At 71.0% G+C, this 14,286-nt stretch carries 15 protein-coding genes; 9 read left to right on the forward strand and 6 right to left on the reverse strand.

Features of this window, described 5'->3' with window-relative positions; translation table 11 throughout:
* Window positions 1-117: 117 nt before the first annotated feature.
* The 6 genes from infC to AC1D12_RS09485 all read right to left on the reverse strand — a co-directional run bounded on the left by infC (window position 118) and on the right by AC1D12_RS09485 (window position 5,432).
* The gene (infC, locus tag AC1D12_RS09460; protein ID WP_477840098.1) at window positions 118-633 is read right to left on the reverse strand and encodes a translation initiation factor IF-3; all 516 of its coding nucleotides are present in this window, start codon (window positions 631-633) and stop codon (window positions 118-120) included.
* A 118-nt stretch (window positions 634-751) separates the two neighbouring features.
* Window positions 752-2,671, reverse strand: coding sequence for a threonine--tRNA ligase (gene thrS / locus AC1D12_RS09465; RefSeq protein WP_477840100.1), 1,920 nt, complete (start codon window positions 2,669-2,671; stop codon window positions 752-754).
* 185 nt (window positions 2,672-2,856) lie between these two features.
* Complete coding sequence (locus tag AC1D12_RS09470; protein WP_465112475.1) at window positions 2,857-3,369, reverse strand: glycine zipper 2TM domain-containing protein; 513 nt, start codon at window positions 3,367-3,369, stop codon at window positions 2,857-2,859.
* An 88-nt stretch (window positions 3,370-3,457) separates the two neighbouring features.
* The gene (gene aqpZ, locus AC1D12_RS09475; protein ID WP_047511786.1) at window positions 3,458-4,162 is read right to left on the reverse strand and encodes an aquaporin Z; all 705 of its coding nucleotides are present in this window, start codon (window positions 4,160-4,162) and stop codon (window positions 3,458-3,460) included.
* Window positions 4,163-4,218: 56 nt separating this feature from the next.
* Entirely contained in the window at window positions 4,219-4,695 is a 477-nt protein-coding gene (locus AC1D12_RS09480; protein WP_047511783.1) for an acyl-CoA thioesterase, read from the reverse strand.
* Window positions 4,695-5,432: a class I SAM-dependent methyltransferase gene (locus AC1D12_RS09485; protein WP_477840102.1), complete on the reverse strand. Its 738-nt coding sequence runs from the start codon at window positions 5,430-5,432 to the stop codon at window positions 4,695-4,697. The genes AC1D12_RS09480 and AC1D12_RS09485 overlap by 1 nt, the downstream gene beginning before the upstream one ends.
* A gap of 185 nt (window positions 5,433-5,617) precedes the next feature.
* On the opposite strand from AC1D12_RS09485, the gene AC1D12_RS09490 reads away from it, so the two are divergent.
* The 9 genes from AC1D12_RS09490 to AC1D12_RS09530 all read left to right on the forward strand — a co-directional run bounded on the left by AC1D12_RS09490 (window position 5,618) and on the right by AC1D12_RS09530 (window position 14,177).
* On the forward strand, window positions 5,618-5,887 hold the full coding sequence (locus AC1D12_RS09490) for a phosphopantetheine-binding protein (RefSeq protein ID WP_047511777.1): 270 nt from the start codon (window positions 5,618-5,620) through the stop codon (window positions 5,885-5,887).
* Window positions 5,888-5,891: 4 nt separating this feature from the next.
* On the forward strand, window positions 5,892-6,524 hold the full coding sequence (locus AC1D12_RS09495) for a COG4648 family protein (RefSeq protein WP_477840104.1): 633 nt from the start codon (window positions 5,892-5,894) through the stop codon (window positions 6,522-6,524).
* Entirely contained in the window at window positions 6,521-7,873 is a 1,353-nt protein-coding gene (locus AC1D12_RS09500) for an AMP-binding protein (RefSeq protein WP_477840106.1), read from the forward strand. The genes AC1D12_RS09495 and AC1D12_RS09500 overlap by 4 nt, the downstream gene beginning before the upstream one ends.
* 12 nt (window positions 7,874-7,885) lie before the next feature.
* On the forward strand, window positions 7,886-8,206 hold the full coding sequence (locus tag AC1D12_RS09505) for an ApeI family dehydratase (RefSeq protein ID WP_477828784.1): 321 nt from the start codon (window positions 7,886-7,888) through the stop codon (window positions 8,204-8,206).
* Window positions 8,203-9,144, forward strand: coding sequence for a lysophospholipid acyltransferase family protein (locus AC1D12_RS09510; protein WP_477828783.1), 942 nt, complete (start codon window positions 8,203-8,205; stop codon window positions 9,142-9,144). Before AC1D12_RS09505 ends, AC1D12_RS09510 begins: the two co-directional genes overlap by 4 nt.
* Window positions 9,134-9,721, forward strand: a complete 588-nt coding sequence (locus AC1D12_RS09515; RefSeq protein WP_477840108.1) for an outer membrane lipoprotein carrier protein LolA — start codon at window positions 9,134-9,136, stop codon at window positions 9,719-9,721. The genes AC1D12_RS09510 and AC1D12_RS09515 overlap by 11 nt, the downstream gene beginning before the upstream one ends.
* Entirely contained in the window at window positions 9,718-12,087 is a 2,370-nt protein-coding gene (locus AC1D12_RS09520) for an MMPL family transporter (protein WP_477840110.1), read from the forward strand. Before AC1D12_RS09515 ends, AC1D12_RS09520 begins: the two co-directional genes overlap by 4 nt.
* Window positions 12,088-12,150: 63 nt before the next feature.
* Window positions 12,151-12,990 carry a polysaccharide deacetylase family protein gene (locus AC1D12_RS09525; protein ID WP_477840112.1) on the forward strand — a complete coding sequence of 280 codons (840 nt, stop codon included), beginning with the start codon at window positions 12,151-12,153 and terminating at the stop codon, window positions 12,988-12,990.
* Window positions 12,987-14,177: a beta-ketoacyl-[acyl-carrier-protein] synthase family protein gene (locus AC1D12_RS09530; RefSeq protein ID WP_477840114.1), complete on the forward strand. Its 1,191-nt coding sequence runs from the start codon at window positions 12,987-12,989 to the stop codon at window positions 14,175-14,177. Before AC1D12_RS09525 ends, AC1D12_RS09530 begins: the two co-directional genes overlap by 4 nt.
* Window positions 14,178-14,286: the final 109 nt, after the last annotated feature.

Raw genomic sequence — 14,286 nt, forward strand, 5'->3', positions numbered from 1 at the left:
GCTCCACCAGGCGCCCGCAAAGAACTTGCGGTCTTGTTGGCCTGGAGGGGCTTCTTGCAACGCGCCGGTGACCAGACCGGCGCGCTGAACTCTCAATACTTCAACGCTGTTGCGGTCTCAGCGCTTCTTCGGGCCGAGCACCATGATCATCTGGCGCYCTTCGAGCTTCGGCATGTTCTCGACGACGGCCACATCGGCCAGTTCGTCGCGAATGCGCTCCAGCAGGCGCATGCCGATGTCCTGGTGGGTGATCTCGCGGCCGCGGTAGCGCAGCGTGACCTTGCCCTTGTCGCCGTCTTCCTCGATGAAGCGGCGCAGGTTGCGCATCTTGATCTGGTAGTCGCCCTCGTCCGTGCCCGGACGGAACTTGACTTCCTTGATCTCGATGACCTTTTGTTTGGACTTCGCTTCCGCTGCCCGTTTCTGCTCTTGGTATTTGAACTTGCCGTAGTCCATCAAGCGGCAGACCGGCGGATCGGCCTGCGCAGCGATTTCGACCAGATCGACGTCCAGTTCACCCGCCATGCGCAGGGCTTCCTGGATGTTCACGATCCCGAGCGGTTCGTTCTCGACACCGTTGAGCCGCACCTCTGGCGCCATGATTTCGCGATTGAGGCGGTGCTTGCGCTCCACATTGGGAGTGCGACGGTCAGCAAAAGTAGCGATGGTTCTTACCTTTCACCGGACCCCGAGGCAGCGGAGCCCAAACTTTGGATGTCGATGAACGCCTGCGGGCAGGAGTTGCCTTACTTCAGGCCCGGTTGGCGATGTCGCTGGCGAGCTTCTTCGAGAAGTCGTCCAAGGGCATCACGCCGAGATCCTGGTTGCCGCGGGCACGCACCGCAACAGCCCCGATTGCCTTCTCCTTCTCGCCGACGACAAGGATGAACGGGACCTTTTGCAAGGAATGCTCGCGGATTTTATACGTGATCTTTTCATTTCGCAAATCACTCTCCGCCCTAACTCCTTGTTTTTGAAGTGTTTTCGCCACTTCCCGGGCGTAGTCGGCATGCGCCTCGGTGATGCTGGCCACCACGACCTGCACCGGCGCGAGCCACGCCGGCAGGGCGCCGGCATGGTGTTCGATCAGCATGCCGATGAAACGCTCGAAGCTGCCGATGATGGCGCGGTGCAGCATCACCGGGTGGGCACGGCCGCTGGTGTCGGTCACGTACTCGCCGTTCAGGCGCTCGGCGGTGTTGTAGTCGACCTGCATCGTGCCACACTGCCATTGCCGGCCCAGCGCATCCTTCAGCGTGTACTCGATCTTCGGGCCGTAGAAGGCGCCGTCGCCCGGGGCGATGATGAACTCGCAGCCGGAGCGGCGCAGGCTCTCCATCACCGCGAACTCGGCCTTGTCCCAGAAGGCGTCGGAGCCGACGCGGTGCTCCGGCCGCGTCGCGACCTTGTAGATGATGTCGGTGAAGCCGAAATCCTTGTAGACCTTCTGCAGCAGCTCGGTATAGGCCACGCACTCGTCGAGGATCTGGTCCTCGGTGCAGAAGATGTGGCCATCGTCCTGCGTGAAGCCGCGCACCCGCATGATGCCGTGCAGCGCGCCCGACGGCTCGTTGCGGTGGCACTGGCCGAACTCGCCGTAGCGGATCGGCAGGTCCTTGTAGCTGCGCATCTGCGAGTTGAAGATCAGCACGTGGCCGGGGCAGTTCATCGGCTTCAGCGCGTAGTCGCGCTTTTCCGACTCGGTCACGAACATGTTGTCGCGGTAGTTGCCCCAGTGGCCGGTCTTCTCCCACAGCCCCTGGTCGAGGATCTGCGGGCCCTTCACCTCCTGGTAGCCGTTGTCGCGGTAGACGGCGCGCATGTACTGCTCGACCTGCTGCCACACGGCCCAGCCCCTGGCGTGCCAGAACACCAGCCCGGGCGCGTGCTCGTCGAGGTGGAACAGGTCGAGTTCGCGGCCGATCTTGCGATGGTCGCGCTTCTCGGCCTCCTCGAGCATGTGCAGGTACTGCTGCAGCTCGTCCTTGGTGGCCCAGGCCGTGCCGTAGATGCGCTGCAGCATCTCGTTGCGGTGATCGCCGCGCCAGTAGGCGCCGGCCACCTTCATCAGCTTGAAGTGCTTCAGCCGGCCGGTGCTCGGCACGTGCGGGCCGCGGCACAGGTCTTCGAACTTGCCTTCGCGGTACAGCGAGACGTCTTCGTTGGCCGGGATGCTGGCGATGATCTCGGCCTTGTAGTGCTCGCCCAGGCTCTTGAAGTACGCCACCGCCTCGTCGCGCGGCAGTACGCGGCGCTCGACGCGCTCGTCCTTCTTCGCGAGCTCGCCCATCTTGGCCTCGATAGCCGCCAGGTCGTCGGGCGTGAACGGGCGCTTGTACGAGAAGTCGTAGAAGAAGCCGTTCTCGATCACCGGGCCGATCGTGACCTGCGCCTCGGGGAACAGCTCCTTGACCGCATAGGCCAGCAGGTGGGCCGTCGAGTGGCGGATGACGTCCAGCCCGGCGGGGTCCTTGTCGGTGACGATCGCGAGCGCCGTGTCGGCCTCGATGCGGTAGCTGGTGTCGACGACGCGTGCCGCATCGCCCTGCCCGACGCGCCCGGCGAGCGCCGCCTTCGCGAGACCGGTGCCGATGGAGGCCGCCACCTCGGCCACCGTGACCGGGCCGGGAAATTCGCGTCGGGAACCGTCGGGCAACTGGACTGAAATCATGGGGGAGAGCTCCTGAAAACAAAAAAGCGCGGGGGTGAGCCGCGCTTCGAGAGAGATGACGAGTAAAGACGTGACGAGCCGCGGCCGACTAAACCTTCGTGAAAACCGGCGTAGTTCGCGGTGTCATAACCATGGTGCCTTCCTCGTTCCTTGCTTGCTCTGCTCGTGGGAGCCGGGATTGTAGATCAGCCGGGAAAGATGCGGGGGCCTTCGACGCGCACCGCGTCGCCCACGCGCAGGCCGTTCGGCTGCGTGACGACGAACTGCCGCCACACGCCGCTGTCCAGCCGCACCGTGATGCGGAACGTGTCGTAGGCCGGCGTCTGGTTGCGCTCGATCTCGTTGCCGACGATCGCCCCGCCCACCGCCCCGGCGACGACGCCCGCGCCGCGCCCGCCCATCACCGCGCCGATCACCGCGGCACCGACGATGCCGCCCAGCACGGCACCGCCGCCGGTCGGGCGTTCGTACTGGCGCAGCACCTCGATGTTGGTGACCTGGCCGCGGCCATTGTCGTAGTACGAGTAGCGCGGCGCCGGTGGTGCCTGCGGCACGACGACGACCGCACCCGGCGGAGGCCCCGGCGGCGGGCCATAGGGCCGCTCGTGGTACGGCCGGGGGTAGACGATGCAGCCGGACAAGGTGCTGCCCACCAGGGCCAGCAGCGCGAGCCGCGTCAGCGCAAGCTTCGGGTTCATCGACATCTCCGGGCGCCGGATGCGGCGCCGCCCCGGAGCAACGCCGCAGCCCGGCGGCGGGTTGGCCGCCCGCGTGTAAAGAACGATGTCAGGCCTTGTCGTCCGGCCCCGCCAGCCAGCGGTACAGCACGCCGCCGATCACCGCGCCGCCGATCGGGGCGACCCAGAACAGCCACAGCTGCGCCAGCGCCCAGTCGCCGACGAGCAGCGCCGGCCCGGTGCTGCGCGCCGGGTTCACCGAGGTGTTGGTCACCGGAATGCTGATCAGGTGGATCAGCGTGAGCGCCAGCCCGATCGCGATCGGCGCGAAGCCGGCCGGCGCGCGCTTGTCGGTCGCGCCCATGATGATCACGAGGAACATGCCGGTCATCACGACCTCGCAGACGAACGCTGCCATCACCGAATAGCCGCCCGGCGAATGCTCGCCGAAGCCGTTCGAGGCCAGCCCGCCGGCCAGGCTGAAGCCCGCCTTGCCGCTCGCGATCAGGTACAGCACGGCTGCGCCCAGCAGGCCGCCGATCACCTGCGCCGCGATGTAGGCCGGCAGCTCCGACGCCTTGAAGCGCCCGCCGGCCACCAGGCCGATCGACACCGCCGGGTTCAGGTGGCAGCCGGAGATGTGGCCGATCGTGAAGGCCATCGTCAGCACCGTCAGCCCGAACGCGAGCGAGACCCCCAGCAGGCCGATGCCGACGTTCGGGAAGGCGGCGGCCAGCACCGCGCTTCCGCAGCCGCCGAGCACCAGCCAGAAGGTTCCGATCAATTCGGCCGCAGCCCGCTTCGTCAGGTTCATCGCCCCTCTCCTGTCAGTTCATGAGGAGCGCATTTGCGCATTCCCATCCGGCAGCGTCAAGACGTCATCGCGGTCGCGCGTTTCTCGAACTCCTGGCGCAGCTGGCGCCGCACCTGGGCCGCCTTGCTGCGGCGGATCTCGTCCGGCGACACCGGCACCAGCGGCGGCACCGTGGCCGGCCGGCGTTCGTCGTCCATCGCGACCATCGTGAAGAAGCAGCTGTTGGCGTGCCGCACCAGCTGCGTCTGGATGTTCTCGGTGATGACCTTGATGCCGATCTCCATCGAGGTGTTGCCGGTGTGGTTGACCGACGCAAGGAAGGTCACCAGCTCGCCGACGTGGATCGGCTGGCGGAAGGTCACCTGGTCGACCGACAGCGTCACCACGTAGCGCCCCGCATAGCGGCTCGCGCAGGCGTAGGCCACCTGGTCGAGCAGCTTCAGGATGCTGCCGCCGTGCACGTTGCCGGTGAAATTGGCCATGTCGGGCGTCATCAGCACGGTCATGGTCAGTTGATGGGAAGGCAGGTTCATCAGCCGCGAGCTCCGTATTCCGAAAAGATGCCGAGTTCCACATGGCGGCCCGCCTCGTGCAGGCCGGCCGCGCGCAAGGTGGCCACCACCTCGGCCGGCGCCACGCAGGCGGCGATGGTGTCCCAGTAGTAGCGCCACAGTCGGGGCGTGCCCTCGGCCTTCGAGACGACGCGCGCCAGCAGCGGCAGCGCGCCGCGCATGTAGAGCTTGAGCAGTGCGGTGGTGAAGCGCCCGGCCGGTTTCGTGATCTCGAGGATCAGCAGCCGCCCGCCCGGCTTCAGCACGCGGCGGAATTCGGCGCAGGCGAGCGAGAAATCCTCGATGTGGCGCAGCGCATAGCCCATCACCAGGAAGTCGACGCTCGCGTCCGGCACCGGCAGCGCCTCGGCCCGGCCCTCCAGGCAGCGCACCTCGGGCGGCAGGTGCGCCTGCGCCATCATCCCCGGGCTCGGGTCGACGCCGACCAGCCGCTGCGGCTCGTTCGTCACGTGCAGGATCTCGTGCGAGACCAGCCCGGTGCCCATGCCGAGGTCGAGCACCTGCATGCCGGGCGCGAGGCCCGCGCGCAGCAGCGCCTGGCGGCGGTACCACGAGCCGGTGCCCAGGCCGAGGATGCGTTCGAGCCGGTTGTAGTCGCCGGCGGTGTCGTCGAAGGCGGTGCGGATGAAGCGCTCGCGGGCCTGCACGTCGCCGTCGGGGTAGTAGTCGGTCAGCGCGCCGTGCGGCAGGTGCACCACGGCAGGGCCGGGCCCGGGCGGCTCAGGCGAAAGGCGTGCGGGCGGAGCGCGATCGGGCATGGGCGGCAGACGAGGGGCCAGGGTCGGGTGGATGGTACGGCCTGTGACGGAAGCCGCAAGCCGGCTCCGCTAAAATCGCGCACTTTGATCGTGCGGACCCCACTGCACGAGTATCCCGAGACCGCATGAGTTCAGCTGACACCTCTCTGTTGCCGGAAGTCGGCACGCTCCTGGTCGAATCCCTCAACCTGGAGATCGCCCCGGACGCCATCGACCCCGATGCGCCGCTGTATGGCGAAGGCCTCGGTCTCGATTCGATCGACATCCTCGAGCTGGCGCTCGTCGTGTCCAAGCGCTACGGCTTCCAGCTGCGCTCGGGCGACGAGGACAACCTGCGCATCTTCTCGTCGCTGCGCAGCCTGGCCGGCCACATCGCGGTCCACCGTACGCAGTGACGCCATGAACGCGCGCGCCCGCTGGGGTCTGGCCGCCGTCGGCCTCGGGGCGTATGCGCTGCTCGCGCACCATCTCGTGAGCCGCGACGCCGGCTCCGTTCTCGCACTGCTCACATTGCTCGGCCCGATGGTCGGCGCCGCGCTGTGGGGCCTGTGGCATGCGGGCCAGCGGCTCGTCGCGTTCGGGCTGGCGGGGGTCGCCGTCGCGGTGCTGCTGAACGGCTCGCGGCTGCCGGTCTCCTGGCTCTATCTGGCACAGCATGCCGGCATCCACCTCGGGCTCGCGTGGTGGTTCGGCCGCACGCTGCGCGACGGGCGCGAGCCCTTCATCACGCAACTGGCGCGCCGCCTGCACAACCCGATGCAGCCGACGATGGTGGTCTACACGCGGCACGTCACGCGGGCCTGGACGATCTACTTCGTCGCGATCGCCGGCACCTCGTTCCTGCTGTTCGCCTTCGCCCCGCTCGCGGCCTGGTCGCTGTTCGCCAACGTGCTGACGCCGATCTCGCTGGTCGCGATGTTCGTCGTCGAGTACCTGCTGCGCTACCGCTTGCACCCCGAATTCGACCGCGTCGCCTTCCTCGACGCGGTGCGCGCCTACCGCGCGAGCGCCGCCGCCGACACCCCGCAATGAGCGAGCACACCCCGCTGCCGCTGCTCGACGGCGCGCCGCTCGACGCGCCGCTCGCCTGGCGTGCCGGCGTGCCGATCAGCCGCCGCCAGTACCTCGCCGACGCCGCCGCGCTGGCCGGCCACCTGCCCGACGGCGACGCCCTGCTCGCCGTCTGCAACGACCGCTACCGCTTCGCGTTGTCGCTCGGCGCGGCGATGCTGCGCGGCCGCGTCAACCTGATGCCTCCGAACCACACGCCGGACATGGTGGCGCGGCTGCTCGGCCTGTTCCCGCGCACGCACGGCCTGCTCGAAGCCGGTGCCGGACCGCACGCCCTGCCCTCGCTGAGCTTCGATGACATCGCACAGGGCCGCGCCGACACCGTCACCGACACGCCGCACTTCGCCCCCGGCACCATCGTCGCGCAGGTGCTGACCTCCGGCTCCACCGGCCAGCCGACGCAGCACGCCAAGCGCTGGGACCTGCTGGTCGAGAACATCCGCGCCGAGGCCGCGCGCATCGCCCACCACCTGGGCCGCGACAGCCTGGCCGGCGTCAGCCTGCTGGGCACCGTGCCGCCGCACCACATGTACGGCTTCGAATCGACGGTGCTGCTCGCGATGCTGGGCGGTGCGTCGTTCGCCGCCGAGAAGCCGCTGCTGCCGGCCGACATCGCCGAGGTGCTGGCGCAGCTGCCGCGGCCGCGCGTGCTCGTCAGCACGCCGTTCCACCTGAAGACGCTGCTCGATGCCGGCGTCGCGCTGCCGCCGCTCGACCTGGTGCTGTCGGCCACCGCGCCGCTGTCGCCGCAGATGGCCGCGCGGGCCGAGGCCGCGTGGCAGGCGCCGCTGGTCGAGATCTACGGCTGCACCGAGGCCGGCCAGGTCGCGACGCGCCGCACCACCGAAGGCGCCGACTGGCTCGCCTACGACGGCGTGCGGCTGAGCGGCGACGGCGCCGAGAGCATCGTCAGCGGCGGCCACGTGCCCGAGCCGACGCAGCTCGCCGATGTGCTGGAGGTGCTGTCGCCGACGTGCTTCCGGCTGCTCGGCCGCAGCAACGACCTGATCAACGTGGCCGGCAAGCGCAGCTCGCTGTCGCACCTCAATTTCCAGCTGAACAGCATCGACGGCGTGCGCGACGGCGCGTTCTGGCTGCCGCCGGCCGACAGCGTCGAGGGCATCGCCCGTCCGGTGGCCTTCGTCGTCACCGACACGCTGACGCGCGAGGCGCTGCTCGCCGCGCTACGCTTGCGGCTCGACCCGGTGCTGCTGCCGCGGCGCATCGTGCTGCTGCCGTCGCTGCCGCGCGATGCCACCGGCAAGCTGCCGGCGCAGCGCTTGGCCGCGCTCGCGGCCGAGCACCTCTAGGCCACCCCCGCCATGCCCGTCGCTACCGTGCGCATCGCGGCCTCGCACCCGGCCTTCGCGGGGCACTTTCCCGGCCGGCCGATCGTGCCCGGCGTGCTGCTGCTGGCCGAGGTGGTCGAGGCGGTGCGCGCGCATGGCATCGCGCTCGACCCGCTGCAGGTAGGCGCCGTCAAGTTCGTCGCGACGGTCGGGCCCGATGCCGAACTGCGCATCGAATGGGATGCGGTCGATGCGGCGTCGACACGCCTGCGCTTCGAGGTCGGCCAGGTCGTCGACGGACAGGCGACGCGCTGCGCGAGCGGGCATTTCGACCTGTCGCCGGCGGCCCGATGACGACACCTGCCGACGGCACCTGGATCGCCCAGCGCGAGCGCAGCAACCTGTGGGCGCTGACGCTGATGCGGCGCATCGCGGTCGGCCTCGGCCGCCCGGCCGCGCGGCTGCTGCTCGGCCCGATCGCGCTGTACTTCCTGTGGTTCGGTGGCGCCGCGCCGCGCGCCTCGGCGCAGTACCTGCGGCGCGTGCTGGGCCGCGCGCCCACGTTCGGCGAGCGGCTGCGCCACCTGCACGCGTTCGCGTCGACCGTGCTCGACCGCGTCTACCTGCTGCAGCAACGTTTCGATGGCTTCGACATCCGCATCGCGGGCACCGAGCACCTCGACGCGGTGCTCGCGCGCGGCCAGGGCGCGCTGCTGATCGGCGCGCACCTCGGCAGCTTCGAGGTGATGCGTGCGCTCGGCCAGTCGCGCGCCGGGCTGCGCGTCGCGATGGTGATGTACGAAGACAATGCGCGGATGATCAACGCCACGCTGAAGGCGATCGCGCCGGACACGCCGCTGCACATCATCGCGCTCGGGCAGCTCGAATCGATGCTGCAGCTGCGCAACTGGCTCGACGACGGCGGCGTCGCCGGCCTGCTCGGCGACCGCAGCCTGCCCGGTGCCGCATCGGCGCGCTCGGTCAGCCACCGGCTGCCCTTCCTCGGCGACGAGGCCACGTTCTCCGACGGCCCGTTCCGGCTCGCCGCGCTGCTGCGCCGGCCGGTCGTCTTCATGACCGGGCTGTACCTGGGAGGCAACCGCTACGAGCTGCGCTTCGTGCCGCTGGCCGACCTCAGCGAACGGCCCGCGGGGCGGGAGGCGCAGGATGCGGCCATCGCCGATGTGCAGCGCCGCTACGTGGCGCTACTGGAAACGCTGTGCCGCGAGCAACCGATGAACTGGTTCAATTTCTATGATTTCTGGGCCCCGGAGGATGCGCATGCGGCTTGAACTTCGACGGCGTGCGCTGTGCCTGCTGCTGGTACTGGCACCGCTCGCGGCATCCGCCGCGCCGGCCGACCTCGGCGGCCTGCTCACGCTGCTGGCCGGCGTCAAGTCCGGCGAGGCCACGTTCACCGAGACGCGCCAGGTGACGCTGCAGGACATGACGCGCACGCTCGAATCGTCCGGCCGCCTCAGCTTCGCGGCCCCCGACACCTTCGTGCGCGAGACGCTGAAGCCGCGCCGCGAGCGCCTCGCTGTCGCCGGCAACACGCTGACGATGAGCCAGGGCAGCCGCAGCCGCAGCGTGCCGCTGGACACCGTGCCCGAGGCGCAGGTGCTGGTCGAGGCGGTGCGCGGCACGCTGACCGGCAACCGCGAGCTGCTCGACCGCCACTTCACGACGCAGTTCAGCGGCACGCTTGACCAGTGGACGCTCGAGCTGGTGCCGCGCGAGCCGCGCTTGCGCGAGCAGGTCGCGCGCGTCACGGTGAGCGGCGTGCGCGCCGCGCTGACCGAGGTGCAGGTGCAGCTCGCCGGCGGTGACCGCTCGACGATGAAGATCGTCGAGAGCCGCGTTCCATGAGGATCCAGGCGCTGCGCCGGCCCGCCGTGTGGGTGTGGCTCGCGGCCATGCTGATCGGCGCCTGGCTCGCCGCGCGCGCCACCTACGTCGCCGACCTGTCGGCCTTCCTGCCGTCGTCGCCGAGTGCCGAGCAGCGCGTGCTGCTGGAGCAGCTGCGCCATGGCGTGACCGCGCGCGTGATGCTGGTCGGCGTGCGCGGCGGCGATGCGGCGCTGCGCGGCGATGCCTCGCGCGGCCTCGCGACCGCGTTGCGCGCGAGCGGCGCGTTCGACAGCGTCAGCAACGGCGACCACCTCGATTCACCGAAGGCCGTCGGCGAGCTGCTGATGGCCCACCGCTACCTGCTGAGCCCGGCGGTCGATGCGCAGCGTTTCAGCGTCGACGGGCTGCGCGACGGCATCGCCGACACCACGTCGATGCTCGGCACGCCGGCCGGCGCGTGGATCAAGCCGCTGCTGTGGCGCGACCCGACCGGCGAGATGGCGCGGCTGGCCGAGACGCTGCTGCCGTCGGGCGGGCCGCGCGTCGAGGCCGGCGTGTGGGTGTCGCGCAGCCAGCCGCGCGCGCTGCTGGTGGCGATCACGCGCGCCGGCGGCTCCGACCTCGACGGCCAGGCGCAGGCGATCGATGCGCTGCGGCACGCCTTCGCACCGTGGGCCGCGCGCGGGCTGTCGCTCGACCTGTCGGGCGCCGGCGTGCTGGGCGTGCAGTCGCGCACGTTGATCAAGGCCGAGGTCGAACGGCTCGCGCTGTGGGACGGCGCGATCGTGCTCGCGCTGCTGCTGCTCGCGTTCGGTTCGCTGAAGGCGCTGGGCGTCGCGCTGCTGCCGGTCGCGAGCGGCGTGCTGGCCGGCACGGTGGCGGTGAGCCTCGGCTTCGGCCAGGTGCACGGCATGACGCTCGGCTTCGGCACCACGCTGATCGGCGAGGCGGTCGACTACGCGATCTACTACCTGGTGCAGGCCCGCGCCACGCCGGGCACTGGCAGCGGCGCACTGCACTGGCGCCGGCACAACTGGCCGACCGTGCGCTGGGGCCTGCTGACCTCGCTGGCCGGCTTCTCGGCGCTGGTGTTCTCCGGCTTCGGCGGGCTGGCGCAGCTCGGCGTGTTCTCGGTCGCCGGCCTGCTGGCCGCGGCGCTGACCACGCGCTACCTGCTGACCGACCTGGCCCCCGACGGCGCGCCCGGCCTCGGGCTGCGGATGCGCCTCGGCCAGGCCACCGCGCGGGCCGCGGCTGCGCTGCCGCAGCTGCGCTGGTTCTGGGGCGGGCTCGGCGCGGCGGCGCTCGCGCTGCTGCTGGTGCTGCCGAGCGCGTGGCGCGGGCAACTGACGCACCTGAGCCCGGTGTCGGCGCAGGCGCTGACACTCGATGCCTCGCTGCGCGCCGACCTGGGCGCGGCCGAACTGGGCACGCTGGTCGCGATCGAGGCGCCCGACGAGGCGACCGCGCTGCAGCGTGCCGAGCAGGCGTCGGYGCGACTCGATCCGCTGGTCGCTGCCGGCCTGCTCGCCGGCTACGAATCGCCGACGCGGCTGCTGCCGAGCGCGGCCACGCAGGCCGCCCGCCAGGCCGCGCTGCCCGATGCCGACACGCTGCGCGCCCGGCTGAAGCAGGCCACCGCCGACGGCCTGCTGCCGGCCGACCGGCTCGAGCCCTTCATCGCCGACGTGCAGGCCCAGCGCCAGGCGAAACCGGTGACGCGCGCCGACTACGACGGCACGCCGCTCGCAACCGCGCTGCAGGCGCAGCTGCTGCCGGCGGCCGCCGACCGCCCCTGGACGGTCCTGCTGAGCCTGCGCGCCGGCACGCAGGCGCTGCCCGCGGTGCGGCTGCGCGATGCGATGCAGGGGCTGCCGGACACCCGCGTCGTCGAGATCCAGCCCGAGCTCGATGCGCTCTATGCGCGCTACCTGCGCGAGGCCTTCTGGCAGAGCGCGCTCGGCGCGCTGGCGGTGCTGCTGATCCTGTACGCCGGGCTGCGCTCGCTGCGCCGGCTGTGGCGCGTCGCGCTGCCGCTGGCGGCCAGCGTGGTGCTGGTGCTGGCCGGGCTCACGCTCGCCGGCGTCGCGCTCGGCGTGCTGCATCTGGTCGGGCTGCTGCTGGTGGTGGCGGTCGGGTCGAACTACGCGCTGTTCTTCGACCAGCTCGCCCAGCAGGAGGCCCAGGCCGCAGACGCCGAGACGCTCGCCTCGCTGCTGCTGGCCAACCTGACCATCGTCGCGTCGTTCGCGCTGCTGTGCACCTCCAGCGTGCCGCTGCTGGTGGCGCTGGGCGAGGTGGTCGCGCCGGGCACGCTGCTGTGCCTGCTGCTGTCGGCCAGCTGGGCGCGCCGTCCGGGCGGTGTGGGACAATCCGCGCCCTGATTTGCCCTGCTGGCGGCCAGCGCTTTCCACCCCGGATTTCCCACCCCGGACTCAACGATTCGCATGACGACCTGGCCCGTTCCCACCTTCCTGCTGTYCAGTGCCGCGCTGCACCTGCTGGCGCTGCTCGCGGTGCTGCGCACGCCCGGCGCGTGGCCGTGGGCGCTCGGCGCGGTCGTGCTGAACCACCTCACCATCACGGGACTCGGGCTGTGGCCGCGCTCGACCTGGCTGGGCGAGAACATCACGCGGCTGCCCGCGCCCGCCGCGGCGCGCGGCGAGATCGCGCTGACGCTCGACGACGGCCCGGACCCGGTGCTGACGCCGCAGGTGCTCGACCAGCTCGACGCGGCCGGCGTGCAGGCCACCTTCTTCGTGATCGCCGAACGCGCGGCCGCCCACCCTGCCCTGCTGCGCGAGATCGTGCAGCGCGGCCACGAGGTGCAGAACCACAGCTGGCGGCACCCGCATGCATTCTCGCTGTTCGGCCCGCGCCGCATCGCGCGCGAGCTGCAGCAGGCGCAAGCGTTTCTTCACACGACAACCGGTACGCGGCCGACGCTGTTCCGCGCACCGGCCGGCCTGCGCAACGTGTTCCTCGGCCCGGTGCTGCACCGTGCCGGCCTGCGGCTCGCAAGCTGGACGCGCCGCGGCTTCGACACCCGCGACGGCGATGCGCAACGCGTGCTGGCGCGCCTGACACGGGGCCTGCGCGGCGGCGACATCCTGCTGCTGCACGACGGCCATTGCGCCGCCACGCCCGAAGGCCGGCCGGTGGTGCTGGAGGTGCTGCCGGCGCTGATCGCCCAGGTGCGGCAAGCGGGGCTGCGCTTCGTGCGGCTGGGCGATGCCTGGCCTGCGCACCCTGCGGTGGCGACGACCCACACCGCCCCCGCCGCATGAAGCCGGTCGCGATCACCCGGATGACGGTCACGAGCGCGCTCGGAGCCGGCAACGAGACCCACCTGCAGGCGCTGCGCGACGGCCGCAGCGGGCTCGCACCGTGCCGCTTCGAGGATGTCGCGCTGACCTGCCATGTCGGCGAGGTCGCCGGCGTCGATGCGATCGCGCTGCCGGCCGAGCTCGAGGCCTACGACTGCCGCAACCACCGGCTCGCCTGGCTCGGGCTGCAGCAGAACGGTTTCCGCGCGGCGGTGCGCGCTGCACGCGAGCGCCATGGTGCGCAACGCGTCGCGGTGCTGCTGGGCAGCAGCACCTCCGGCATCCTGCAGACCGAGCATGCCTACCGCCGGCGCGGCCCCGACGGCGCGCTGCCGGACGACTTCCACTACGCCGAGACGCACAACACCGGTTCGCTCGCCCGCTTCGTCGCGCTCGCGCTGCAACTCGACGGGCCRCAGTGGGTGGTGTCGACGGCCTGCTCGTCGAGCGCCAAGGTGTTCGCGGCCGCCGCGCGGCTGATGGAGCTCGGCTGGATCGACGCGGCGGTGGTCGGCGGCGTCGACAGCCTGTGCCTGACGACGCTGTACGGCTTCAACTCGCTGGAACTGCTGTCGCCGCAGATCTGCCGGCCCTGGGATGCCGGCCGCAACGGGCTGTCGCTGGGCGAGGCGGCGGCATTCGCGCTGCTGGAGCGCAAGGTGCGAGGGATGGCGGAACCGCAAGCCTGGCTGCTCGGCACCGGCGAGAGCAGCGACGGCTTCCACATGAGCTCGCCGCTGCCCGACGGCGGCGGCGCGGTCGCGGCGATGCAGCAGGCGCTGGCCGGTGCGGGCCTGCAGCCGGGCGACATCGACTACATCAACCTGCACGGCACCGCGACGCACAACAACGACGCGGCCGAAGACCGTGCCGTGCAGACCGTGTTCGGGCCGGCCGTGCCCTGCAGCTCCACCAAGGGCGCGACCGGCCACACGCTGGGCGCGGCCGGCGGTGTCGAGGCGGTGCTGGGCGTGCTCGCGCTGCAGCACGGGCTGATCCCGGGCGGGCTGAACCGGCTGCACCCGGATGCCGAGCTGCAGTCGAACTACGTCGACCACAGCCGCGCGGCGCCGTTGCGCCATGTGCTGAGCAACTCGTTCGGCTTCGGCGGCTCGAACGCCAGCCTCGTGTTCGGAGCCGCCCGATGAGCACGCTCTTCGTGCAAGGCATCGGGCTGTGCGGCCCCGGTCTCGCGGACTGGGCGCAGGGTGCGCAGGCGCTCGGCGGGCACGCCGCGTACGTGCGCACCGCCACGGC

The sequence above is a fragment of the Rhizobacter sp. P1_G5 genome, assembly GCF_056405435.1.